This window comes from Dehalococcoidales bacterium, assembly GCA_041652735.1.
Taxonomy (GTDB): Bacteria; Chloroflexota; Dehalococcoidia; order Dehalococcoidales; family RBG-16-60-22; genus RBG-13-51-18.
This window is the reverse complement of record JBAZGT010000012.1, coordinates 24572-50157: the sequence shown is the minus strand read 5'-3', so window position 1 is coordinate 50157 and position 25586 is coordinate 24572. Positions and strand designations below refer to the sequence as shown.

Below are 25586 nucleotides of genomic sequence, written 5' to 3'. Positions count from 1 at the left end.
TATTTTTGCGGAATCCGTGTCTAAAGCGATATATACCGATATGTTGTCTGATTTTATAATTCTTTGGAAGCTGATGTCAATTTTATTTCACGGCTTTGATGGAAAAGGTCAGCGGCACTTTGTCCCCCGCCAGCCGCCACCACCCGTTATTATCTTGGTACATGTCCGGCCGACCCCGGTAGCAGCACACCGGGAACTCGTGGAGGTATTGGATGCTCAGTCCCGCCCGGCACAGCGCCGTCACCACTTCCCCCACCGTGAACTGCCACTCGTAGGACGTCAAATCATGGGTGAACTCGGAGGCGTAGTCCGCCCCGCCTTCATACCGCTCCGGCTCGCCCTTGCTGAAGTAGGAAGTCATGATGCGCAGCCCCCCTTCCGCCTTTTCCCCCATGGCGAAGAGCAGCGGGTGTATCTCCGCTATGTAAAAAAACCCGCCGGGCTTTAAAAAGTGGGCGACTATTTCCCCCCAGCGGTTGATGTCCGGCAGCCACCCTATCACCCCGTAAGACGTATAAACGATGTCGAACTTTTCGTCCAGCTTCTCCGGCAGGGCGAAGATGTCCGAGCAGATGAAATTGGCTTTAACGCCGGTTTCCCGGCTCAGTTTATTCGCTTCTTTGATGGCTTCGCCGGAAAAGTCCGCCCCGGTGGCTTTAGCCCCCCGCCTCCCCCAGGAAATCGTGTCCTGCCCGAAGTGGCATTGCAGGTGCAGCAGGGACTTGCCGGCTACGTCGCCCATTTCCTCGATTTCCAGCGGCCGCAGCCAGTCTTTGCCGGCCTTGAACCCCGCCACGTCGTAGAATTCGGATTTTACGTGCGGGCCTACCAGGGCGTTCCACATGGTCCTGTTGGATTTCAGCCGTTCGTCCATGTCCTCACATCCTCGTTTTGTTCCTTCATTTTATAACACCGGCGGTAATGAGGCATTGTTTTCCTTCTCGCGGAAAAACGCCTGGCCGCCGCTTTTCAGGATGCGCTTGACTTCCGCCAGGTACTTTTTACGGTGCCCGTCGGTGACCGGCATGTGGCGGCACTGGTTGTCTATAGCCGCATTGTAAGAGCTGCCGGGTAACCGCATCGCTGAGCGGGGGATTATCGGCGGCGCTTTAGCCCTACCACTCCACCAGCGGCAGCTTGCTGGAAAATCCCCTGTCCTTGAACTTTTCTTTCCAGTTGCCCGCCGGGCAGTAGGCCAGGCATTTGCCGCATTTCCAGGTCGGTGACGATTGCAGCCCCTCGGGCATCGTCTTCATCGTCGCCTCGTGTATCTCCTTGGGCGTTGCGTCCAGTGATGTCACCAGGTCTTCACGCCCGCCCGTTTTCTTCATCAGGGCGTGGGCCGCGATGCGGCAGCGGTTCATGTCCACGTGACAGTAGCTGTACACCTTCTCTCCGCCTTCGGTCTTATAAACCACCTGCCGCGCCTCTTTTTCCCCGTATTTGCTCAAAGCGCCGGTGGGGCAGACGGTGGTGCAGATATTGCACTTTGCCGGGTCGCACAGTTTCGGCCCGCTGTACATGGGGTCGGGTTCGAGCTCGGCGGTGGTCAAAATAGCCCCGAACCGGTTTCTCGGGCCGAACTTGGGCGTCAGCACGATGCTCAGCCAGCCGAACTCCCCCAGCCCGGCGGCCACGGCCGCGTGGCGCTGGCTGATGGACATGCCGGCCATCATGGGGCCTACCTGGGTGGGCGTGGCGGCGGCGCCGGTATTGCGTTCGATGAACTGGGCGATATCATAGACCGAGTACAGCAGGTGGAAGTTGGGGGCCATGGTGTACCCGAAGGTGCCGTATATTCCCTGCGCCATGAAATTGCCGTCTTCGAAGTTCCTCATGATGGTCTGGATTACCCCGTCCGCCAGCCGCACGCCGATGGATACTACAGACTTGCATCCCGGCAGGAAATCGGTCGGGTTGGTGCCTTTGGGGGCGCCGTCGAACCGGGAAACGGGGGCGATGCCGCACATATCCATGCCTATTTTCTGCGCGCGTTCTTTAATGGCCTGTTCTATCGTCATCTTCTTACTCCTTCTATATATCAAAAGTATAATATATATTCTATATACTAATAGTATAATCCATCATCGCGGGCGCCGTACAGCCGTTCGCGGGCCTTTTGCCGGGGAAAATGCCGTTTTTTTCCCGTGGATTATTCCGTCCGGCGCGGGCGGTACTGGACCGCCTCGGCTATATGGTTGGCTTTAATCGTATCGCTGTTGTCCAGGTCGGCCACCGTCAGCGCCAGCTTAAGGATACGGTGGAAGGCGCGGGCGGAGAGGTAAAGTTGTTTCATCGCCGCCTGGAGCAGGCTCTGCGCCGTGTCCTCTACATGGCAGCACTCCCGTATCTCGGCCGGGGTCATCTCCGCGTTGGAGGTCAGACTGGAGCCGTTAAAACGTTTTAGCTGTCTTTCCCGGGCGGCGCTGACCCGCGCCTGCACCTTGGCGGAAGTCTCGCCGGGCCGCTTGTCCGTCAGCTTTTCGTAGTCGATATGCGGCACCTCGACGAATATATCCACCCTGTCGATGAACGGCCCGCTGATGCGCCGCTGGTAGCGTGCCACGATGCCGGGCGGGCAGGTGCACTTGCGGAACGGGTCGCCGTAATAGCCGCAGGGGCAGGGGTTCATCGCCCCCACCAGCATGAAGCTGGAAGGAAACGTCACTCTCCCCTGGGCGCGGCTGATGGTCACTATCTTGTCCTCCAGCGGCTGGCGCAGCACCTCCAGCAGGGAGTGCCCGAACTCCGGCAGCTCGTCCAGGAAAAGCACCCCCTTGTGGCTCAGGCTGATCTCTCCCGGTTTGGGGAAATGCCCCCCGCCCACCAGCCCCGCGTTGGAGATGGTGTAATGCGGCGAGCGGAACGGGCGCTGTCTTATCATCGGTGTATCCGCCGGCAGCAGGCCGCTGACGCTGTATATCTTGGTGACCTCCAGGGCTTCCCCGTTGGTCATGGGGGGTAAAATGGATGGCAGCGCGCGCGCCAGCAAAGTCTTGCCGCTGCCCGGCGGCCCGCACATTATCATGTTGTGTCCCCCGGCTGCGGCCACCTCCAGAGCGCGCTTAACGTGTTCCTGGCCTTTGATATCCGCCAGGTCGGTATGAGGGATTAGCTGCGCCGTGGCATCGATTGTACCGTCCCGCCGGTAGGGCGGGATAGGCGTATCGCCGCGCAGGTGGCCCACCAGCTGTGCCAGTGATGCCGCCGGGATGATGTTTACCCCTTCTATCAGCCCGGCCTCTTTGGCGTCCGCCTCCGGCACGATGACGTTGGGTATGCCCTCGTCTTTGGCCAGGGCCACCAGCGGCAGGACGCCGTTGGTGTGGCGCAAAGCGCCGTCCAGGGAAAGCTCTCCCAGGAACAGGGTGTCGGATATGTTGGCGCTGACCTGTTCCGAGCTTAACATAATACCGACAGCAATGGGCAGGTCGTAGGCCGGCCCGGCTTTTTTGAGGTCCGCCGGCGCCAAATTCACCACGATGCGCGTCATCGGGAACTTGCCGCCGGAGTTGCGGATGGCGGCCCGCACGCGCTCTTTGGCTTCCTGCACGGCCGTGTCCGGCAGACCGACGATGAAGAAGTTGGGCAGCCCGCCGGCGATGTCCACCTCCACATCCACGATGGCGCCGTCCAGCCCCACTATTGCCCCGGAGGTTACTTTGGCTAACATTTCAGACGGATTATAGCGTAAAGCTATGCCAATTGGCAAAATTGTTTCTTTACCCCGCTCACCCTGAGTGAGCGACTTTGTCGCCATCCCGCACCGATTCGTACCTCATCCGGTGTCCCGCATGACCATAGGGAATCGGGACATGACGCAGGAATCGGGACTTGTCGAAGGGTCTCCCCGCCCTTTCCCCCCTTCCCTCCGTCCCCCCGTCACATCTACGTCACCAGCACCACCATAAAAAACGACATTATATACAGCACAATCGCTCCCCCGCACGCCACCCCCGCCACCGCCATTCCCCTCCCCAGCAGCTTGGGGTACTTGTGTATCTTTATCAGCGCCATTATCCCGGTGATGACGGCAATAATGGCCGTTTCCGCTATCAGAAAGTCCTCCGGTGGGTCCCCCCGGAAAATGATCACGGCCATCAGGCAAATGATACTGAATACCCCGCAAAACAGTGAAACACCGGATAGTCCCGCTATCTGCCGGAAGACTTTGGAATGTTCCCGTATGACTGATTCATCCATGTTATCGCTGACCGGCTGCATCGTTAAGGTAAATAGTATCTTTAAGTTAATGGATTGTCAAAAAGAGGGTTGTGAAAAAAGTTCAACATATACCCTAAACCCATCCCGATGCAAATCGGGATCCAGGTATTTAGCCTTGTTTTATCTTGACGTCCAAAATACCGGTATCAGCCCGCCTTTTCCCCGCCCCTCAATGCGGCTTCCGCCGCAGCAGCATCGTCACTTCCAGCCTGTTGTGGAACAAATTCTTGATATCCAGGATGTCGAACGCCGGCTCGAGTATCGGCCGCACATTGGCCAGCAGCCGGGCCGGATTTCTGATTACCATCTTGACCGTCATAATCGCGTACGCGTCCGACTTTAAATGGTCGGCCAGCTGCATCATGATTCCCGCCGAGTCCTCGGGGTCCATGTTCATGTCGTTTACCAGTAAATCGTAATCGCCGTCGCTGACGTAGTCGCCGGCCCGCATCCTGGCGTGCGTTACGTTCGGGTGCCCGGCCGCTTTCGCGTCGAGCGCCGCCGGGTCGATGGCCGTCACCTGCATCCCGGCTTGGGCGAGTACGTTGGTCCATCCCCCCGGCGCCGCCCCCAGGTCCAGCGCGCGCCCTTTGGGGAAGCTCAGCCGGAACTTCCTCATGGCCTCTATAAGCTTGAATTCCGCCCGGCTTACCTGGGTGGGCAGGCGGGAAAATATCCGGTACTCGTCGCAGTGCTCGTTCAGGTTCTCTTCAATCGTTGAAAAGCCTAGGTATCCCGTTTCTTCGAACAAATAGATGGAAATTACTTTCTGCTTCGGGTCCGCCGTCACTAGGACGTCGGAAAACCTGGCTATGGCGCCTTTAGACTCGAAGTACGACCCCACATATACCTCCACGTCCTTGGCGTCGTAGTCGTGCTCCCCCCCTATACGCCGGCACTGCACGGCGAACCCCTCCCCTTTAGCCAGCCGGCATATTCCTTTGGCTTTCTCTAAAATGGCCGGTAAATCGGTATCTCTGGTCTTTGTTAATGAAAATTCCGCCTGCACCGGCATGATATGCTTGATATAGATAGGATTCATTTGCACCAGGGCGCGGATGAAATCCCCGCCGGGGACGCTTGTCCCCCCCAGGAATACCCCGTTCTTTAAGCTCTGTAGCTGTTGCAAGTCCGGAGCTATTGTCTGGAGTTCCTGCATGGCGCTCTTGTGCAGCTCCGGCGTTACCGTAATGATGAATTTAGAGACCACTTTACCCTTTCGATTATCCCCCGGCCAGTATCTTCCTTATCGCCGCGGCGTAGGCCTCGCTGGCGGCATCGCCGGTGATAATCTCTATTTCTTTGGCGCTCTTGACGCCCAGCCCCAGTTCCGCCGCCCGCCTTATCTGGTCCTGCTGGAAGATTTTGCCCTGGCTCACTTCCGGCGTGGTGCCCAGCTGGCGCAGTATCGCCACCCCCACCGCGTCTATCGCCACCCGGTCGCTGCCCCCCAGCATTACCTCGGCGTTAACGCGCTTGCCGATATGCGGCCCCCCCTCCGTGAAAGCCTCCACCCCGTCCAGCACTATCAGGTCGGGCGAATAGGCGGTATTGATTTCCGCTATTAGCTCGCGCTGGTGCGGCGAGCTGTGCAGCTCGTTCATGTAGGGATAGCCTCCGGGGGTGGGGCCGAGGCCGGGCGGCACCATGCCCACGGCGCACTTGAGCGATAGCGTGAAATGCCCCCCGAACTGGTGCGTCTTGAGGCAGCAGGTGAGGACGGCGCACTCCGCTTCCCGGTAAATCCTGGGGAAGAGGAAGCCGTCTTTCCAGTGGCTGTCCTTGGGCTTGACCATTACCCAGCCGTCTTTGGGCATGGTCTGCAAATCGAGTATTTCAAAGCCGAGTTCCTCCGCCATCCGGAAAATGCCCTTTTTCTCCATGTTTTCCCGGGTGGAAGGCCCCGGCCCGCTGCGTTCGGCTAACGTAATTTTCCCCGCCCCCATCTCCTTGAGCCGGGAGACCAGGGCGTGGAGGGTGTCGTAGTGGGTGGAGCCGGGGGCGGGGTCGGCGGTATTGAAATTGGGCTTGAGCGCCACCGCTTTGCCCTTGACCGGGTTAATCCCGAGTAAGTCTATCACCCGCCGGGTGCCCTGTGTCCTGTCCGCTGTTTTCACCAGGCTGATTTTCGTCATGGCTGGCCTCCCGCTTCTCCGTTTTAATGGTAATTGTAAATCATTTGATTCTTTTCTGCACTTTATGCCAGGATGGGGTAATGAGGAAGCTCTCCTCCATGTTGTCTACCATGCGGATGAACTTGGACATCGGGGCGGCGAAGGTCAATACGTCTTTGGGTACGAACGGCCGCGCCGATATGTCGAACATCCCGGTGACGCAGCGCGGGTGCGGGGATTTAACTTCCATGAAAGGGTACTGCACGATGGAGGCGCACCCGGAGCCGAAGGGCGTAATGACCATGTTCTGCTCCGCTTCATCGTAGCTGGCCAGCGTAAACAGCCCGGCCAGCACGTCCGGCGCCGCGAAGAAAATCACCACGTCGGGATTGTCCCTTTCTTCGAGCCTGTCCCAGCGCTTGAAGACGATATAGCGGCCGGGGGCTTTCATGGCCGGGGCGTGCTTTAGCATGTACTCCCGCACCATCTCCGGCGACTTCTTGTATCTTTCACCTTCCAGTTTGCCGGGGATGCCGTACGAGAGAAAGTGCTCGAAGTCCGGCATCAGCTTTTCCGCGAAGCCGAGGTATCTTTTGCCGCCGGGACAGCCCACCGCCTCGCCGTCAAATGCCAGCGACTCCCCCTCCCGCACTTTCAGCATTGCCCCGATGATGCAGCGCGGCACGGAGCCCGGCTTGACCGCCTCGACGCCTTCCGGCCTGTCCGTGTAGTAAAAGGTGATGGGCAGTGGGGCGTCGTTAAAGTACTTGTTCCAGAGGGTGAGGAATTTTTGTTTGAATGCCGTGTCCATCTCATTCACCTCCGTGGTTTAGTTTTTTGCGGTAATAATGAAGGGCGAATCCGCCCCTTTTCCCCCCGCCCCTTTTCACCCAACCACATTTTTCAAAAAGTTTCTGTGCTCTGGTATTGGTTACTAAAGTATCCAGGAAACCCTCGGTGTAGCCCATGTCCGCCGCCAGCTCCATCAGCCGCCGCATGATTACCTCCCCGTAGCCCTGGCGCTGCCGGTCCGGACGGATTCGCAAACGCTTGAACTCCGCGCATTGCGGCGTCATTCTCTTGAACGCCCCCATCGCCACCACCTCGTCCCCCTCTATCCCCACTATAAAATCGCCCTGGCTCAAATAAATGCCCTCTATGTCGTCCAGGTCGTCATCCACATGCGGTATTTTATGGATTTCTCCCGTCGGGTCCATCTGCGTCATGCCGGCGCTGTTCAGCTCTTTTATCGCTTTGTTGTCCTCCGTCCGGTACCGCCGTATCTTTAACATCGCTTCCCTTTCCCGACTCCGTAGGGGCGGGTTACTAACCCGCCCGGCTCTTTATCCCTCCACCCCCAATCATCATCATTCCCGCATAGACATTGGTATCTCCTATGATAATTATCCCCCTTTCGTAAAGGGGGATTACAGGGGGTTTTTAGAACCCTCCCCTTCTCTGTCAACGGAGAGGGGGAACTAGGGGGAGAGGTAAGCTTTTTTCTCCCTTTTTCCCCGTTATTCCTCTCCCCTTGGGGGAAAGGTCAGAGCCTGCCCTGAGTGAAGTCGAAGGGGTGAGGGGTATCCCGGCTTTAATAACACCACCTCCGGACATCAACAATCAATCGCTCCCGCTCTGCCGGCGGAGAAGCTTGTCCGCCGGAGCTTTAGCGCAGGTGGAGGGCCGGAGGGCAAGGTAAAAACACGGCGGGCATGCACTTTCATTCTAATGCATGCCCGCCGTAAAAAACAGCGTTTTGCCGGGTTAAGCCTTGCGCTTGTACTCAGGGGAGAAGAACAGGTCGTGGAAAAGGATGGGTTTCTTGGGGTTATTGATTTTCTTGAAATTCAGCGGGCAGTGGAAAAGCCCGGCGGGCACGAATACCGTGCAGGCCTCGGTAATGGTGAACTTCTCCAGCTTCTTATTGTCCTTACTCAGCGTAAGCTCCACTACCCCGCCCAGGTCCGGCATGTTGGTCAGGTCCCCGCCCGCGAAAATCAGGAACTGGTCGAACTCGTGCGCGTGGCACTGGTTCACCATCTCGAACGGCTCGGTAATCGCCCACCAGCTCATGGAGAAATTGAGGTTGCCGTAATCTTTATCGCTGTGCAGCCCGAGCCGCGGTGCCTTTACCTCCGGGTGGGGGGTAGCGTTAGTCATCACGCTTTTCTTGATGTACTTTTCCAGGATAACTCTTTCACTGGTTGCCATGAGAAAACCTCCTTACGTAACTTACGTTTGCATGAATTATATACCTTGTCAGGGCCATAAGACAAAATTATCGTAAAGCTATCCCGGTTTGGGATTTAGCGTTTATAGTACCCCCTTTTTCCCGTCTCCCCCTTCGTAAAGGTCTGCCCTGAGCGCAGTCGAAGGGGTGGAGGGGTATCCCGGCCTTAATAACACCAACTCCAGTCATCATCAATCAATCGCTCCCGCTCTGCCGGCGGAGAAGCTTGTCCGCCGGAGCTTTAGCGCAGGTGGAGGGCCGGAGGGTAAGGTATCTTCCCCCTTCCCCCTAATCCCTATCTTCTAATCTCTAAACTAAACAGAAGCTAAAAAACAATTACCCGGATTTTGAAGCTGGCTTGACATAATATAATTGCTGCATTTTCGAAGCTGATTACCCAGGAAAAACCCCGGGGGAATTTAAAAAAACAATTCCCGGAAATTACCCCGGCCGTCCCGCCCCGGCCCCTATTTTATCTTGCCCGCCTTGACCTGCTCGTATAGGTCGTAGCTTTCCTTGAGCATCTCCCGGATGGGGAGGTTGAACGGGCAGCGTCCTTCGCACTCGCCGCACTCGATGCATTCCATCACCTTCTCCATGGCCGCGGGAATGAAAGCGCTCTTCATGTACCAGTCCACCGGCAGCCTCTTGACGAAGGTGGGGAACCCCAGTATGGTGGAGATGGGTATCCCCTGGGCGCAGGGCTGGCAGTAGTCGCAGCGGCGGCAGAAGCGCGTGCCCAGCTCCTTGGTCATCTGCTTCATTTGCTTCTTTTCGGCGGCGGTCATGGCGGTGGGGCCGCTGTAAATGCCGTAGATTTCCTCTATCTCGTGTATTTTCTCGATGCCGGGTATGCTGACCACGTCCGGGAATTGCAGCAGGTACTTGAAGGCGATGGTGGCGTTGTCCAGCAGCCCGCCGGCCAGCGGCTTCATCACGATAAACCCCACATCATGCTTCCGGCACAGCGGCAGCAGCTCGGTGGCGGGCTCGTTGGTGATGAAGTTGAAGGGGAACATCATCGTCTCGAATTTGCCGGTCTTCACCTGCTCCTTGGCCGCGTCCATCTGGTGGGAGGTGATGCCGATATGCCGTATCTTCCCGGCCTTCTTGGCCTTTTCAAAGATTTTATACAGCCCGTTTTCCGGGTCGAGTATTCTGTCCAGGGTAGCTTTATCGTTAACGCCGTGGAACTGGTAAAGGTCGATGTAGTCCGTGTCCAGTCTTTTCAGGCTCAGTTCCAGGTTCTGTTCGATTATTTCCGGCGTGCCGGGGAAGGTTTTGGTCGCTATGAACACGTCGTGCCGCCGCCCCTTGACCGCCTTGCCGATGCGCTCCTCGCTGGTGGTATAGCCGTTGGCGGTATCGATGTAGTTCAGCCCCAGGTCGAGGCACTTTCTCACCACCGCCACCGCGTCGGCTTCGCTCAGCCGCTGGATGGGAATCCCCCCGAAGCCCAGCCGCGTTACCATCATTCCGGTCTTGCCCAGTTTTATCTTTTCCAATTGGTCCCCTTTCGCTCGGTCAGGTTCTTTATTATCCTGGCTTGTACTATCTGGTTAGTTACGTCCTACTCTTACCCGCCGCCGGGGTAAAAGACAAAGGGAGACAGTCCGGTGCGGCATGACTATCCTCGTTAAAACTGGAATAGGGGAGATAGGGATATATTCACTATTATGATATCTACCCGTATGCGGGATGTCAAGATATATCGGATTATGGCGTATTGCCGTTATATCACGGTTTCAGCCGGAACTTCTCCAGCGGGACGGGCAGGGTGGTCAAAGCCGGGCCGCCGTCCTCTTTCTGGATGGTTATCCACTTGAACCAGTTTTTATCGTCCTTCTGCGGGAAGTCCTCGCGGAAATGCCCTGAACGGCTTTCTTCCCGCATCAGCGCGGCGCGGTAGGTGAACTCGGCGGCCATGACCATGCTCTCCGCGGAATGGTAGCGCGCCAGGTTGTGAAAGTCATTGGCCCCTACCCTCCCCAGCTTTTCCCGGGCCTCCTGTAGGATGCATAAAGCCTCTTTCATCCGTCCGGCCTCGCGCTGGCGGTTGTACTTCATCGGCACCACGGCCTCGTGGATGCGGTAGACTACTTCGGAGGCGTCGATATCCCCTTTGCGCCGCGTAGGTTCCATGACCCTCTCCAGCACCTCTTTTGCCTGCGCATAATCTATGGCTGGTCGTTCGCTTTCCAGGGCATGACTGGCGGCGTTTTCCCCCGCCACGAAGCCCGTCACCGCCGCCGATTGCACTCCCAGCCCGGCCTGCCCGCCCCCGCCGCCCGACCAGCTGTTGCTGGAGGCGCCGCCGGCCGCGTAAAGCCCGTCCAGGGTCGTCTGGCCGTGGATATCTATTCTCAGCCCCCCGCCGCTGTAGAGGTAGCGCGGCCACATCTCCATTTTCTCCCGGCTCGGGTCGATGCCCGCTTTCTCCCGCAGCAGCTTCATCGTGTCGTTGGCCATGAGCTGGGTCAGCCCCTCCACCCGGTCTTCCGCCAGCCCGGCTATCTCTTCATCGCTCAGTCCGGTAAGGTTCAGGTAGATTGGCCCGAGCCCGGCCTGGACCTCTTTCTGCATCGCGTCGATAACCCGCGGGTCGAAGGTATAGACGGAATGTTTGCCCACCATGAGTTCGGGATAGTGCTTGCCCATGATTTTCTCGCCCCGGGTGTTCTCCAGGTATAGATAGAAATGGATGCCCATCAGCTCCTTGCCCAGCGCTTTGATGCCCCAGACGTAGCTGCTGCTGAATTCGGCGTTGATGAGCTGCGCCCCGGCGCGGTAGCCCATCGCCGCCCCCTCCCCCAGGACGGAGCTGTAGGTCTTTTCGTGCATGTAGCCGCAGTTGCCGGTGGCGATGATGACGGACTTGGCGTTAAAGAGGTAGGGCTTGCCGTCTGCCAGCCCCAGCCCGATAGCCCCCGCCGCTTTCCCTCCCCGCTTCAGCAGGTCGATGGCGTATATCTTGTCCATCATTTTCACGCCCCGGGCCAGGGCTGTCTTTTTCAAAGCCACCAGCGACTTTGGTGCGTCGAATAGCGTCACGTGGATGTTCGGCCCCCAGGTGAGGATGTCTATATCGCCGTCTTTCTTTAAAAAGGTAAGTCCCATGGCCGCCAGGTCATGGGTGGACTGGTGCATGTATTTGCCCAGAGTCGAAGCCCAGTCCTGGTTATTGAAGCAGCCGCTGTCCCGCGTCACCTTTTCCGCCCATTTCTCCGCGTACTCCGGGTAAACGTAAGCCAGGATGCCTCCCCCTATCGGCACCTGCCCGTTCCAGCCTATGCCGCATTTATCTATCAGTAGCACGTCCGCGCTGCTTTCTTTAGCCTTGAGCGCGGCGCACATGCCCGCCCCGCCCGCTCCCAGCACCAGCACGTCGGTGGTAATCACGGTCCCTAGTTTATCTGCGTTATTCATAATATTCTCCAATTCCGCTCATCCTGAGCTTGTCGAAGGATGTCCATTCCTCTCCCTCGATGGGAGAGCCAGGGTCAGGGTGCAATCTCTTCCCAGTTTCTCCCTTTGCAAAAGTCAAAGATTCCGCATGAGGGACGAATCGGAAGGAGGTTAAGAGGGATTTCGCTCCCGTCTCCTAATACGGCGATACCAGCTCGCCTCTCCCGCGCTCCGGCGTAACATCGAAGCATCCCTGCGGGCAGAAAGACTCGCACCCCCAGCAGGCTATGCAGTCTTTAGGGTATTGCACTACCGCCTTCTTGGCGACTTTATCCAGTCTTAGTACATCCATCGGGCACGCGGCGATGCATATCCCGCACCCCGTGCACTTTTCCCGGTCAAAGCTCCTTATAACCATCGTCTTTACTCCTTGATATGCTTTGCCTGATTATAGCACTTTTCCGTATCATTTCCTTACTTGTTCCGGTAACAAAAACAGGGGGGCAAACTATCTTTTCCCTACCCCATTCGTTATACTATATGCACGGGGTAACACCCAATTAACTAACCCCGGAATACCGGGGATTTCAGACGGGAGTTGTCAGGTGCAGGAAGAGCAAAGCCTGATTCTGCGGGCGCAGCAGCGCGACCAGGTGGCTTTAACTCAGCTATATGAAGAGAACTTCGATAGGATCTATCGGTATATAGTTCTCAAAATCGGGGACAGGACCGAGGCCGAGGATATGACCCAGCAGGTCTTCCTGAACGCCCTGCAGTCTATCTCTTCCTTTAAGTGGAAGGGAATGCCCTTTACCTCCTGGCTGTACCGTATCGCCCATAACCAGGTGGTGGACTACTTGAGGAAAAAAACGAAGCAGGCCACGGTGCCGCTTGACGAGTCCCTGCCGTTTCCCTCGGCTGACGGCGACCCGAAATATACGGTAGAAAGAAAAGTAGAGTTGGAAACGATTGTGATGGCTGCCAGGAAATTAACACGGGCGCAGCAGGAAGTCATTTCCCTGCGGTTCGCCGGTGAGCTATCCATCGCGGAAGTTGCCGGGATGATGGGCAAGAGTGAGGGCGCTATAAAAGCCCTCCAGCACAGCGCGATACTCGCGCTGCGCAAGATCCTGGTGACGGAGGTGGAATAATGGGAAAAATAAGAGACTTTGATAATATTTTGGATGAATGCCTCGACCGCCTGATGCGCGGCGAGGACGTCAATACGGTACTGGCGCTTTATCCTGACTATGCCGGGGAGTTGGCGCCCCTGCTGAAAACCGCTCTGGAAACCAGGCACGCGGCGGCGGTCAAGCCGCGCCCGGAGTTCCGGCAAAGGGCGGCTTACGAGTTCCAGGCGGCCATCCGTGATATGCCGGCAAAACCGGCCCGCAATTCCTTCTTTAAATGGCAGGTGCGCTGGATGGCGCCGGTGGCGGCCGTTCTGGTGCTCTTGCTCGCGGGTGGCGGTACGGTGGCGGCGGCCGCCAATAGCCTGCCGGATAGCCCTTTATACCGGGTAAAACTGGCCACGGAAACGGTTCGGCTGGCTTTCACCCGTTCGGACCTGTCTAAAGCCGAGCTTTACGCGCAGTTCGCCGATGAGAGAGTGGATGAAATCATCAGCATGGCGGAAAAAGGCAAGGCCGGCCTGGTGGAGCAGGTCACCGCCAGGATGGACAGCCAGCTAATGGCTATGGCCGATTTGACATCGCGTGGTGAAAAAATTTTCATGGGTATAGATTCGGCGTCATTACAGTCCCCCGCGGCCATGCCGTTGCCTGACAAGGCAACTACGCCCGCTATCCCCTCTACCACCACCACCAATACGGACAACTACTCCGGAATAACCCCCCCGGCTATCACGCAGCCACCCACTACTGTTGTCATGCCCAACCCTACACTCATAACCCCTGAACATGGGAAGACAATGTGGCGGGATAGTATCAAGGGTACCGGTGACGGCGGAGAGCTTAGTGAATACCAGCAAATGTTGGTTGATACGCTTCAGAAAATAGAGGAAAATATCCAGGCTCTCCGGGAACAGCTGGAAATAGCGCCGGATGCCCTCAAACCGGCCCTGGAGCACGCCATCGAGGTTCTCCAGCAAAGCTACGAGGAAGCCCTCTGGAACTTAATGGTTTCCGGTTAGGCTTTTCCCCGCCCCGTTTCGCTTCCCCCTTGGTGTTGTGACATTAGTTATATCCTCCCGCCGCCAATCCGCTCATTATTATATTTAAGGCTGCCACCCTGTTTGCTTTAAAGATGTTTAGCATCGGTAAATAGTCGTCAAATGTCCTGTACAGCTAACTAATCGTGAATATTCACGTTATACATTAGTGGAAGAACAAAACAGGAGGTAATAAATGAAAAAGATATGGTTGGGAATCATAGCGGTGGTGGTGTTGGCGTTGGGGGTAGTGGGGCTGGCGGGCTGCGGCTCGGATAATACGGTTGCGCCGGAAAACCTGAACGTCTCCGTGAACAGCCAGCAGACTGGACTCTGGGTAAACGGCGAGGGCAAGGTAAGCGTTGCCCCGGATGTAGCTGTTATCACGCTGGGCATTGAAGCTCAGGAAACAGCTGTGGCTGACGCTTTGGCGGAAGCTTCCACCGCCATGGATGCGGTTATCCAGGCTTTGCATGCCCAGGGCATCGAGGACAAGGATATCCAGACCCAGTACTTCAGCATCAATCAGGTTACCAACTGGGACAATAATAAAGAGGAAATCACCGGTTATCGCGTGACCAATACCTTGACCGTCAAGGTCAGGGAAATTGAAAACGCCGGTCAGGTAATCGACGCTGTAGTGGCCGCGGGCGGCAACCTTACCCGCATCAACGGCATCACCTTTACCGTGGACGAGCCGGCGGACTCTTACGTGCAGGCCAGGGATCTGGCGATAACCCATGCCAAGAACAAGGCCCAGGAAATGGCTAGCAAGACCGGCATGACCCTTGGCAAAGTAACCTATATCACCGAGAACAGCGGCAGCTACAATATCAGCTACCGCAACTACTACTCCATGGAAGATGCCATGGCCATCCCGGCGCCCACGGTAGTCACCCCGGTCAGCGTGGGACAGCTGGAAATTACCGCCACCGTCCAGATAGCTTATGAAATAAAATAAAAAAGAAATTACAGGTAAACACAGTACAGAGGGAGCCCCGATATCATCGGGGCTCTTTCTTTTACCCGGTTTTCTTTTCCGTGTACCGCTCCCACTCGCTGTAAAGACAGCCGCAGTACTGCTGCCGGTACAAGTCCATCGGCTTGGTGATGTGGCGGCTGTCGGAATAGCGTTTCCGCAGGTCGGCGTAAAGGAAAGCCACTCCCTGCGCCGCGGCGGCGCGTTCGCCGGTTTCTTTAATCAGCTCATGCTTCTGGTGGGGGCTGATTAGCAGGGTGGTGGTAAAAGCATCGTAGCCTTTCTCCCGCGCCGCCGCCGCCGTTTTGGCCAGCCGCAGCTCGAAGCATTGCCCGCACCGCTCCGCTTCATGCCCGGCCGCCCGGCGGAAGAACTCCGGCATGTCGTAGCCCTCTTCGATAATCAGCGGCAGGTTGATTTGCTGCGCCAGCTTTTCCAGCGCTTCCCGCCGGTGCTGGTGTTCCGTATAGGGGTGGATATTGGGATTATACCAGTAACCGGCCGCTTCATAGCCCTGCTGCCGCCAGTACTCCGCGGTATAGGCGGCGCAGTGGGCGCAGCAGATATGGATTAAAACTTTATTCATTTCCCCCGCCCAGTTTGCGATTGTAATAAGTATAAGCCGCCAGGTTAATCAACAGCAAACCGCAGGTGACATATTCCAGGACGAAACCTATTTGTGCCGGCGCTGATGACAGGTTATCCCGGTTCAGGGCGATGAGAATTGCCCCGGCCAACGCCATGCCAACGCCGGTAACGGCCATGGTGAGGCGCGCCGCTTTATAGGCGATGGCGTAAGTCCGCTCGTCGGTGATTACCCCGGTGACCCTCCTCCGGAGGATAACGACGACGATCATGCCGGCGAGAACGGCCGAAATCAGCACGTAAATATTCCCGATGATAACCGAAACAGCGACGACCGCGCCGATAATCATTCCCAGCGCCATGCGCCAGCTTTGATATGTCTTAATATTCATTGATTCTCTCCTGTTATTCGTATTGGAAGACATCTTCCAGCTTCACCCCGAAAGCCCGGGCGATTTTAAATGCCAGCTCGATGGACGGTACGTACTTTCCCTGTTCCAGGGCGATGATGGTCTGCCGGGTACAGCCGGTGTGGCTTGCCAGCTCTTCCTGCGTCATCTCGTCGCGGTCGAAGCGCAGTCTGCGGATATGGTTTGTTACCTTAGGCATTTCTGTTTATTCTCCAGTAATCTTTACAGAACGTATTGTAATATATAAAATACAAAATGTCAAGTATATATTACATTAAATAATAAAATCAGCTCCTCTATCCTGTTTGTAAAACTGGAGGTATTATTGTCCCCCTTTGAAAAAGGGGGAATAAGGGGGATTTTACGCTATTAAATCAGCTTCTGCTGGTTGGCCTTGTTGAAAGGCAGCCCCAGGTGTTCGTAGGCCAGGCGGGTGGCCAGTCTGCCGCGCGGCGTGCGCTCCAGGAAGCCCAGCTGCAAAAGGTAGGGCTCGTAAACATCGGTGATGGTGTCCGCTTCCTCGCTGATGGAGGCGGCTATCGTATCCAGCCCCACCGGCCCCCCGTTGAACTTCTCGATAATCGTGTGCAGTACCTTATGGTCGATTTCATCCAGCCCTATCTGGTCAACGCCGAGCTTGGTCAGGGCTTCCTCCGCCACTTTCCGGGTAATGATGCCGTCGGCTATCACCTGGGCATAGTCCCTGACCCGCTTCAGCAGGCGGTTGGCCACCCGGGGGGTGCCGCGGGCGCGGCGGGCGATTTCTTTTAATCCGTCCTCTTTAGCTTCCACCTGGAGGATACGGGCGGAGCGCGAGATGATTTTCTCCAGTGAAGCCGTGTCATAAAAGTCCAGGCGGAAAACGGAGCCGAACCTGTCCCTCAGGGGCGGGGAAAGCAGGGCATAGCGCGTGGTGGCGCCTATAAGGGTGAACTTGGGCAGGTTGAGGCGCAGGCTTTTAGCGCCGGGCCCCTTGCCGATGATGATGTCCAGGGCGTAGTCTTCCAGCGCCGGATACAGGATTTCTTCTATGGTGCGGTTGAGGCGGTGGATTTCATCGATGAAAAGGATATCCTGGCTGCGCAGGTTGGTCAGTATCGCTGCCAGGTCGCCGGTACGCTCGATGGCGGGGCCGGAGGTCGTTTTGATGTTCACGCCGAACTCGGCGGAAATAATATGGGCCAGGCACGTCTTGCCCAGACCGGGCGGGCCGTAAAACAGCACGTGGTCCAGCGGCTCGCTGCGTCCCTTGGCCGCGGAGATGGCAATCTTGAGATTTGCCTTGACCTTCTCCTGCCCGATAAAGTCGGTCAGGTTCCGCGGGCGGAGATTGGTATCCAGCGGGGTGTCTTCCTCGCCCGGTTTGCCGGAAATCACACGTGCTATTTCGCCTCACCCCCTCTCAAGTTGCCCGGTAAATGTCGGTATCGTTACCCCTCCCCGCCTCGGTAGAGGATTGTGGTGAGGGCGAATGTCTTGGTTTTCACCCTCACCGTTTCCTTCCATCGGGGGGAGAGGCATATTCTTACAGGTTACGCTTCCGGTTCATCCGGGGTGTCTGCGCTGTCATTGTCACCAGCCAGGAGTTCTTCGGCGATTTTCTCCAGGCTTTCGGATTGGGCGGTGGCGGTAGCCACGCTGCCTTCAGCTTCCAGGTCAATCGCGGTGGGTTCAACCGGTCCGGCCAGGCTCGCCAGCAGACGCATCGCCTCGGTCTCCTCTCCGGCTTTAAGCTCGGCAAGCTGTTCTTCCTTGAGGTAGCGGGCGGGTATCAGCTTGCCGATGATAACGTTCTCTTTAAGCCCCACCAGACGGTCTATCCGGCCGTTGGCGGCGGCCTCGGTGAGAATGCGGGTGGTCTCCTGGAAGGATGCCGCCGCCAGCCAGCTGTCTGTGCTTAGCGAGGCGCGGGTGATGCCCAGCAGGACGGTGTGCGCCGTTGCCGGCTCGCCGCCCTCGGCCAGGATCTTGGCGTTGGTATCCTCGTAAAGATATTTGTCCACCAGTTCGTCCGGCACCAGGTCGGTATCACCGGCGGAATCGATGCGCACCTTGGTAAGCATCTGGTGGGTAATGACCTCGATGTGTTTATCGTTGATGTTCACGCCCTGGGAGCGGTATACCTTCTGCACTTCGTCCACCAGGTATTGCTGCACTGCGCCCTTGCCCAGGATGCGCAGGATGTCATGGGGATTGATGGAGCCGTCGGTCAGCTGCTGGCCGGCCTTTACCTGGGCGCCGTTTTGCACCCAGATGCTGGCGGTGGAGGGGACGACGTATTCACGCTCTTCCTTTTCCGCGTAGCTTATGACCAGCTGCTTCTTTTTCAGGTTGGCTTCACCGGCAAAACGCGCCACGATTGGCTGCTTTTCTTCCCCGGCCTCGGCGACTTTGGCTTTCTCTGAGGGAGCGGCCAGTACCGCTCCGATATCCACCCACTGCCCGTCTTTGACCATCACGTGCCAGCCGGTGGGCAGGGTATATTCGTCGTGGTAAATTTCCGTGCTGACTATTTTCAGCTTCCGGCCTTCCTCGTTCTGGATGAGTTCCACGGTGCCGTCTATTTCCGAGATAATGGCCTGGCCGCGGGGGGTCCTGGCCTCGAAAAGCTCCTCGACCCTGGGCAGACCGCTGGTGATATCCAGCCCCACCACGCCGCCCGTATGGAACGTGCGCAGCGTGAGCTGGGTGCCCGGCTCGCCGATGCTTTCCGCGGCGACGATGCCCACCGCCACGTTTTCTTCCACTAGTTTGCCGCGGGCCAGGTCGCGTCCGTAGCATAAACGGCAGGCGCCGCGCCGCGACTCGCAGGTGAGTGGCGACCGTACATAAACCGAGGTAATGCCGGCGGCCACGATTTGCTCGGTTTTGGCTTCATCGATTTCCTCGTTGCGGGCGACGATAATCTCACCCGTCTTGGGGTCGACCACATCGGCGGCTGCCAGCCGTCCGAGCGAGCGCTCCGATAGTGAAGGCAGCAGCCCCTTTTCTTTGGGTTCGGTTATCGTGATACCGTCCGTGGTGCCGCAGTCGTTTATGGTGGTAATAACGTCCTGGGCAACGTCGATAAGGCGCCGGGTGAGGTAGCCGCTGTCGGACGTCCTTAAAGCCGTGTCCGCCAGGCCTTTCCGGGCGCCGTGGGTGGAGATAAAGTACTCCAGGACGCTGTGCCCTTCGCGGAGACTGGACTTGATGGGGAACTCGATGATTTTGCCGGCGGGGTCGGTCATCAGGCCGCGCATGCCCGCCATCTGGCGTATCTGGGAAATATTACCTTTGGCGCCGGAGTGCGCCATCATGTACACACCGCCGTAGCGGTCGAGGTTGTTCTGGATGGTGTTGGTGACAGCGTCCGTGGTTTCCACCCAGACACCGACCACCCCGTTGTATCTCTCGTCCTCGGTGATGAGGCCTCGGTGGTACTGGCTTTCTATAACGGCTATCTTGGCTTCGGCTTCCGCCAGCATCTTGGGCTTGGAGGCCGGCACCTCGATATCGTTCATGGCAATGGTGATGCCGGACTTGGAGGCGAACCTGAAGCCGAGTTTTTTAATATTGTCCAGTACCTTGCCGGTATCTTCATCGGTCAGTACCTTGCTGCACTTGGTGGCTATTTGTTTCAGCGTGGATTTGTCTATAATCCGGTTATAGTACCCCAGCTCTTTGGGCAGGGCTTCGTTAAAGATGATGCGCCCCACGCTGGTCTTGATTATCTCGTTGGTCTCTTTGTTCCTGACCTCTATCTCTTCCCGCAGGCCTATAACGGTGAACTCATAGGCTATCTTGGCTTCCTCGAAGCTGCCGTAGACCTTGCCGCCTTCTTCCAGCGTATTTCTCAGCGTGGTCAGGTAATAGCATCCGAGCACCATGTCCAGGGTGGGGGAAACGGTGGGGTCGCCGCTGGAGGGCAGCAGGATGTTGTGGTGGCTCATCATCATGTCCCGGGCCTCTTTGACCGCGGCGCGGGATAAAGGCACGTGCACCGCCATCTGGTCGCCGTCGAAGTCCGCGTTAAAGGCGGAGCAGACCAGCGGGTGAATCTGGATGGCGCTGCCGTCGATGAGTACCGGCTCGAAAGCCTGGATGGAGAGGCGGTGTAAAGTGGGAGCGCGGTTAAGCAGCACCGGTCGCTCCTTGATAACATCTTCCAGGATGTCATATACTTCGGATTTAGCTCTTTCCACCAGCCTGCGTGCGCTCTTGATGTTGGGCGCTAGCCCCTGTGCCACCAGTCGCCGCATCACAAACGGTTTAAAGAGTTCCAGCGCCATGCGCCGCGGCAGACCGCACTGGTGCAGTTGCAGCTCCGGCCCGCAGACGATGACGGAACGCCCGCTGTAGTCCACGCGCTTGCCCAGCAGGTTCTGGCGGAAACGCCCCTGCTTGCCCCGCAGCATGTCGGAGAGCGACTTCAATTTATGGTTGCCGCTGATGGAAATGGCGCGCCCGCGGCGGCCGTTATCGATGAGCGAATCCACGGCTTCCTGTAACATGCGTTTTTCATTGCGGATGATAATTTCCGGCGCGCCTATGTCTATCAGGTGGCGCAGCCGGTTGTTGCGGTTAATAACCCGGCGGTAAAGGTCGTTGAGGTCGCTGGTGGCGAACCGTCCGCCGTCCAGCTGTACCATCGGCCGCAGGTCGGGCGGCAGCACCGGCAGGACGGTCAGAATCATCCATTCCGGCTTGTTGCCGCTGTTGCGGAATGCCTCTACCACGCGTAGCTGTTTGCTGGCTTTCTTGCGCCGCTGGCCGGAGGTGGACTGGGTTTCCAGCAGCAGTTTGTTGCGTATCTCGTCGAGGTTGATGCCTTTCATAATATGGAGGATGGCCTCGGCGCCCATGCCGGCCTCGAAGACATTGCCGTATTTCTGTTTAAAATCGTGATACTGGTTCTCGGTCAGGAGTTGCCGTACGTAGAACCCTTTTATCGCATCCACATCTTTTGCCAGTTCTTCCTCGATGGTGGCTTTTTCATTGGTGAACTCGCCGCGGACTTTATTAATCTCGTCTACGGTTGCTTTCGCCGCTTCCATTTCCGCTACCTTGGCATCCACCTCTTTCCGGCGTTCCTCGATTTTGCGGACGGCGTCTTCTTCTATCTGCTTGAGAGCGGATTCGCTGGCTCCCGCGTTAACCTGGGTAACGATATACTGGGAAAAATAGAGTACATGCTCCAGGCTCCGCGGTGAAAGGTCGAGCAGTAGTCCCAGCCGACTCGGTATGCCCTTGGCGAACCAGATATGGCTGACCGGGCAGGCCAGCTCTATATGCCCCATCCGTTCGCGGCGCACCTTGGCGCGGGCTACTTCCACCCCGCACTTATCGCAGATAACGCCCTTGTAGCGTATCCGCTTGTATTTGCCGCAGTAACATTCGAAGTCCTTGGTAGGCCCGAAAATTCTTTCGCAAAAAAGGCCGTCCCTTTCCGGTTTCAGGGTGCGGTAGTTGATGGTCTCCGGCTTGGTGACCTCACCGTAAGACCAGCTCCTGATCAGTTCCGGTGAAGCCAGTGAGATGCGGACGGCATCAAAATCATTAATCTCGAACATCGTCTTCTACCTCTCTCCAGCGTGGTTCTTCACTCTTCTTTAATTCTGTTTCCAGTTTGTAGGTTTCCTCCATCGTTTCTTCCGCGGAGGCTATCTTGGTTTCTTCTTCATTTATCACTTCCAGCGCCAGCCCGAGGCTCTGCAGCTCTTTAACCAGCACTTTGAACGATTCTGGCACGCCGGGCTGCAGGATGTCATCGCCTTTGATGATGGATTCGTAGGCCTTGGCGCGGCCGGTCACGTCGTCGGACTTTATGGTCAGCATTTCCTGGAGGTTATGCGCGGCGCCGTAGGCTTCCAGCGCCCAGACTTCCATTTCGCCGAATCTCTGCCCGCCAAACTGCGCCTTGCCGCCCAGCGGCTGCTGGGTGATTAGGGAGTAGGGGCCGGTGGAGCGGGCGTGTACTTTATCTTCCACCAGGTGGATAAGCTTCATCATGTAAATATTGCCCACGGTTACCGGCTGGTCGTAAGGCTCGCCGGTGCGCCCGTCGTGCAGGCTGACCTTGCCGTAGGTGGGCGGGGAGAACTTGCCTTCCCGGTTCACCTTTTCCACCACTTTTTCCAGCTGCTCGGCGGTGAGTTTGATGGCGGAAATGTTCAACTCGTCCAGCCAGAGCCGCAGCCCGATGTCCCGGGCTTTGCCCCTCAAAGTCTCGTTGAAGACCGCTTTGCCGTCGTAGCCGCGCTCGTCAACCCAGGCTTTGGCTAAGTCTTCGTTGTATCGTGTCTTGCCGTCGCCGGGATTGGGGTCCACCGCGCCGGACTGCTGCACAATCCAGGAGCGGCATAGAGCGTCTTCGATAGCCAGGTCGTCGGCGCCGTCGAAAACGGGTGTCTGCGCCCGGAAACCGAGCACGCTGGCCGCCGAGCCGAGGTGCGTTTCCAGCACCTGTCCGATATTCATACGGGAAGGTACGCCGATGGGGTCGAGAATGATGTCGACCGGCGTCCCGTCCGGCAGGAAGGGCATGTCTTCTTTCGGCGCGATGAGGGAGATAACGCCCTTGTTGCCGTGGCGTCCGGCCAGCTTATCGCCGACAGATACCCGGCGCTTCTGGGCTATCCACACCTGCACCCACTGGTTGACGCCGGCGGGCAGGTCATCGCCGCCGTTTTTACTGTCTTTACGCGTGTAAACTTTAACGTTGATTACCTTTCCCCACTCGCCGTGCGGCACCCTGAGGGAGGTGTCCTTGACCTCCCGCGCCTTTTCCCCGAAGATAGCGCGCAGCAGCTTTTCCTCGGCGGATAGCTCGGTCTCGCCCTTGGGGGTAATCTTGCCCACCAGGGTATCGTCCGGCATGACTTCCGCCCCGATGCGTATAATGCCGTCCTCGTCCAGTTCGCGCAGGCTTTCCTCGCCCACGTTGGGGATATCGCGGGTTATTTCCTCCGGTCCCAGCTTGGTGTCCCGCGCTTCCACCTCGTGCTTGTTAATGTGGATGGAGGTGAACATGTCCTGTTCCACCATGCGGGAGCTCAGGATAATGGCGTCTTCAAAGTTGTAGCCTTCCCAGCTCATGAAAGCTACCGTAACGTTCTGTCCCAGCGCCAGCTCGCCGTTTTCCGTGGCGGAGCTGTCTGCCAGCACCTGCCCCACTTCCACGCGTTCGCCCTTGTTTACCAGCGGGCGCTGGTTGATGCAGGTGCCCTGGTTGGTACGTACGAATTTCATCAGGTCATAGTTCTTGCTGGTGCCGTCATCGTGCGTGACAACGATGCGGTACTTGGTATTGCCTTTATCGTCGATATTCCCGGCCATGTCTGTGACTACGCCGGCTTTCTCCGCGAAGACCACCTGCCGGCTGTGCTTGGCGGCTTCCATTTCCATGCCGGTGGCCACCAGCGGGGCTTCGGGGCGTATCAGGGGTACTGCCTGGCGCATCATGTTGGCGCCCATCAGGGCGCGGTTGGCGTCGTTATGTTCCAAAAAGGGTGTTAGTGCCGTGGCCACGCTGACCACCTGCTTGGGGGTAACGTCCATGTACTGCATTTTGTCCGGCGTTTCCAGCAGGTAGCCGTCCGCCAGCCTGGCTTCAATCTTCTTTTCTTTGAACTGGTTGTTTTCATCCAGCGGGGCGTTGGCCTGGGCGATGACATATTTGTCTTCCTCGTCCGCCGGCATGTAGATAATTTCGTCGGAGACGAACGGGACTACCTTTATTTTCTTGGACTTCATCTTGGCGAGCTTCTCGGCGGCTTCGGCGGTAATGGCTGTCTCGGCTTTTACCAGCACCGCGCCTTTCTCGTCCGGCACGTCCTCGGTAACGGTGCGGCCGGTGAGCCGTTTGTCCTTGTTGTTTAGCTCCTGGATTACCTTGCGGTAAGGGGTCTCGATAAAGCCGTATTCGTTGATAATACTATAGGTAGCCAGCGACCCGATAAGGCCGATGTTTGGGCCTTCCGGTGTCTCGATGGGGCAAATGCGTCCGTAATGGGAGAAGTGGACGTCGCGTACCTCGAAGCCGGCGCGGTCGCGGGAAAGGCCGCCGGGGCCCATGGCGGAAAGTCGGCGCTTGTGTGTCAGCTCTGCCAGCGGGTTGGTCTGGTCCATGAACTGGGAAAGCTGGGAACCGCCGAAGAACTCCCGTACTGCCGCCACGATGGGCCTGATATTGACCAGGGCGCTGGGGGTAACGGCTTCGGTGCCGATGATGCTCATGCGCTCCCGGACCACTTGCTCCAGGCGCAGGAAGCCGATGCGGAACTGGGTCTGTACCAGCTCGCCCACGGTTCGCACCCGCCGGTTGCCCAGGTGGTCGATATCGTCGCTATGGTCTTTGCCGTTGTTAATCAGGATGATATGCCGGATTATCTCCACGATATCATCCTTGGTCAGTGTCCTTTCCTTGAGGCTGATATCCACGCCGAGGCGTTTGTTCAGCTTGTAGCGCCCCACGTTGCCGAGGTCGTAGCGGGCGGCGTCGAAGAACAGGTTTTTAATCAGTTTCCTGGCGTTCTCCAGGGAAGGGAGCTCGCCGGGATGTAGTTTCTTATAAATATCCAGCAGGGCGTCTTTCTCGTCCTTGATATTCGGCTCTTTCTCCATGGTGGTGCTGATATACTTGTATTCTGAAGCCTTTTCTTCTTTTTCAAAGAGCTTGAGTATATCGTTATCATCCCCGAAACCGAGCGCACGTAGCAGGGTGGTGATGGGTATCTTGCGCTTGCCGTCAATCTTGGTGGAGATAACGTTGCGGTTGCTGGTCTCGAATTCCAGCCAGGCGCCGCGGGTGGGGATGAGTTTTGCCTGGCAGAGCTTGCGGCCGGAAACGGGGTCTTCCTCGGCGGTGAAGTACACGCCGGGGGAGCGCAGCAGCTGGCTGACCACCACTCTTTCCGCCCCGCTGGTGACGAACGTGCCTTTGGAGGTCATCAGCGGTATATCGCCGAAGAAGAGGTCCTGCTCCTTTATTTCTCCGGTCTCTTTGACCAGCAGGCGCACCTTGACATAAAGGGGCGCGGAATAGGTCTGGTCTCGCTCGTGGCATTCCTGCTCGGAGTGGCCGGGCCGCGGTTCGCGGAACTCATAAGCGATAAATCCGAGTTCGAGACGGTTGCCGGTGAGGTCTCTGATGGGCGATATTTCTTCCAGTAAGGCCTTTAGTCCTTCTTCCTGGAATCTCTGGAAGGAATCTAGCTGGACTTTGATAAGGTTGGGAACTTCCAGTACGGTAGGGAGCTTAGCGTAGGATTTACGGGTGATGGTGGGCTTGGTCTTGGATACGGGCAATCGTGATGATACAGCCATCTCTACTCCTTAAGACAAATACAGCAATACCTGGTTTTCGAGATTAATGTTACTCAAAATGAAGACACACGAACACATGAGGCAAAAATGTCATGGATATCTACATTTGGGAAGTAAAACAACAAACACTCGGGGCATTATTACAAATATAAAGGATAGCATC

21 protein-coding genes and 1 pseudogene are annotated in these 25586 nt (G+C 57.2%); 3 read left to right on the top strand and 19 right to left on the bottom strand.

Translation table 11 applies throughout. The features are described from left to right. Positions 1–82: 82 nt before the first annotated feature. From WC370_05905 to WC370_05845, 13 genes are all read right to left on the bottom strand, one after another. Positions 83–874, bottom strand: coding sequence for a class I SAM-dependent methyltransferase (locus WC370_05905; GenBank protein MFA5309007.1), 792 nt, complete (start codon positions 872–874; stop codon positions 83–85). Between the two features lie 30 nt (positions 875–904). After that, positions 905–1081 (bottom strand): class I SAM-dependent methyltransferase, encoded by a 177-nt coding sequence (locus tag WC370_05900; GenBank protein ID MFA5309006.1) that lies wholly within the window; start codon positions 1079–1081, stop codon positions 905–907. 34 nt (positions 1082–1115) lie between these two features. After that, complete coding sequence (locus WC370_05895; GenBank protein MFA5309005.1) at positions 1116–2021, bottom strand: hypothetical protein; 906 nt, start codon at positions 2019–2021, stop codon at positions 1116–1118. A 131-nt stretch (positions 2022–2152) separates the two neighbouring features. After that, positions 2153–3712, bottom strand: coding sequence for a YifB family Mg chelatase-like AAA ATPase (locus tag WC370_05890; GenBank protein ID MFA5309004.1), 1560 nt, complete (start codon positions 3710–3712; stop codon positions 2153–2155). A 176-nt stretch (positions 3713–3888) separates the two neighbouring features. Continuing rightward, the gene (locus tag WC370_05885) at positions 3889–4203 is read right to left on the bottom strand and encodes a hypothetical protein (GenBank protein MFA5309003.1); all 315 of its coding nucleotides are present in this window, start codon (positions 4201–4203) and stop codon (positions 3889–3891) included. Positions 4204–4393: 190 nt separating this feature from the next. Further along, complete coding sequence (locus WC370_05880) at positions 4394–5434, bottom strand: SAM-dependent methyltransferase (GenBank protein MFA5309002.1); 1041 nt, start codon at positions 5432–5434, stop codon at positions 4394–4396. Positions 5435–5447: 13 nt separating this feature from the next. Then, complete coding sequence (locus WC370_05875) at positions 5448–6359, bottom strand: DUF362 domain-containing protein (GenBank protein MFA5309001.1); 912 nt, start codon at positions 6357–6359, stop codon at positions 5448–5450. A gap of 40 nt (positions 6360–6399) precedes the next feature. Continuing rightward, the gene (locus WC370_05870; GenBank protein MFA5309000.1) at positions 6400–7149 is read right to left on the bottom strand and encodes a DUF169 domain-containing protein; all 750 of its coding nucleotides are present in this window, start codon (positions 7147–7149) and stop codon (positions 6400–6402) included. Between the two features lies 1 nt (position 7150). After that, positions 7151–7630 carry a GNAT family N-acetyltransferase gene (locus WC370_05865; GenBank protein MFA5308999.1) on the bottom strand — a complete coding sequence of 160 codons (480 nt, stop codon included), beginning with the start codon at positions 7628–7630 and terminating at the stop codon, positions 7151–7153. Positions 7631–8102: 472 nt separating this feature from the next. After that, positions 8103–8549, bottom strand: a complete 447-nt coding sequence (locus WC370_05860) for a hypothetical protein (protein MFA5308998.1) — start codon at positions 8547–8549, stop codon at positions 8103–8105. A 486-nt stretch (positions 8550–9035) separates the two neighbouring features. Further along, positions 9036–10073 (bottom strand): aldo/keto reductase, encoded by a 1038-nt coding sequence (locus tag WC370_05855; GenBank protein ID MFA5308997.1) that lies wholly within the window; start codon positions 10071–10073, stop codon positions 9036–9038. Between the two features lie 232 nt (positions 10074–10305). Next, positions 10306–11994 carry an FAD-binding protein gene (locus WC370_05850; GenBank protein ID MFA5308996.1) on the bottom strand — a complete coding sequence of 563 codons (1689 nt, stop codon included), beginning with the start codon at positions 11992–11994 and terminating at the stop codon, positions 10306–10308. Between the two features lie 175 nt (positions 11995–12169). Next, entirely contained in the window at positions 12170–12391 is a 222-nt protein-coding gene (locus WC370_05845; protein ID MFA5308995.1) for a 4Fe-4S binding protein, read from the bottom strand. A gap of 187 nt (positions 12392–12578) precedes the next feature. On the opposite strand from WC370_05845, the gene WC370_05840 reads away from it, so the two are divergent. The 3 genes from WC370_05840 (at position 12579) to WC370_05830 (ending at position 15104) form a co-directional block, all read left to right on the top strand. Continuing rightward, positions 12579–13124, top strand: coding sequence for a sigma-70 family RNA polymerase sigma factor (locus WC370_05840; GenBank protein MFA5308994.1), 546 nt, complete (start codon positions 12579–12581; stop codon positions 13122–13124). After that, entirely contained in the window at positions 13124–14125 is a 1002-nt protein-coding gene (locus WC370_05835; GenBank protein ID MFA5308993.1) for a DUF5667 domain-containing protein, read from the top strand. Before WC370_05840 ends, WC370_05835 begins: the two co-directional genes overlap by 1 nt. 214 nt (positions 14126–14339) lie before the next feature. Further along, the gene (locus WC370_05830) at positions 14340–15104 is read left to right on the top strand and encodes an SIMPL domain-containing protein (protein ID MFA5308992.1); all 765 of its coding nucleotides are present in this window, start codon (positions 14340–14342) and stop codon (positions 15102–15104) included. Between the two features lie 61 nt (positions 15105–15165). Here WC370_05830 and WC370_05825 read toward each other — a convergent pair whose 3' ends face one another. The 6 genes and pseudogenes from WC370_05825 to WC370_05800 all read right to left on the bottom strand — a co-directional run bounded on the left by WC370_05825 (position 15166) and on the right by WC370_05800 (position 25423). Then, positions 15166–15708: an epoxyqueuosine reductase QueH gene (locus WC370_05825; GenBank protein ID MFA5308991.1), complete on the bottom strand. Its 543-nt coding sequence runs from the start codon at positions 15706–15708 to the stop codon at positions 15166–15168. Then, positions 15701–16099, bottom strand: coding sequence for a DUF2178 domain-containing protein (locus tag WC370_05820; protein MFA5308990.1), 399 nt, complete (start codon positions 16097–16099; stop codon positions 15701–15703). The genes WC370_05825 and WC370_05820 overlap by 8 nt, the downstream gene beginning before the upstream one ends. A gap of 13 nt (positions 16100–16112) precedes the next feature. After that, complete coding sequence (locus WC370_05815) at positions 16113–16316, bottom strand: helix-turn-helix transcriptional regulator (GenBank protein MFA5308989.1); 204 nt, start codon at positions 16314–16316, stop codon at positions 16113–16115. A gap of 170 nt (positions 16317–16486) precedes the next feature. Further along, on the bottom strand, positions 16487–17503 hold the full coding sequence (ruvB, locus tag WC370_05810; protein ID MFA5308988.1) for a Holliday junction branch migration DNA helicase RuvB: 1017 nt from the start codon (positions 17501–17503) through the stop codon (positions 16487–16489). A 146-nt stretch (positions 17504–17649) separates the two neighbouring features. Further along, positions 17650–21669: a DNA-directed RNA polymerase subunit beta' gene (gene rpoC / locus WC370_05805; GenBank protein MFA5308987.1), complete on the bottom strand. Its 4020-nt coding sequence runs from the start codon at positions 21667–21669 to the stop codon at positions 17650–17652. Between the two features lie 79 nt (positions 21670–21748). Beyond that, positions 21749–25423 (bottom strand): annotated as a pseudogene (locus tag WC370_05800) (DNA-directed RNA polymerase subunit beta). Positions 25424–25586 lie beyond the last annotated feature (163 nt).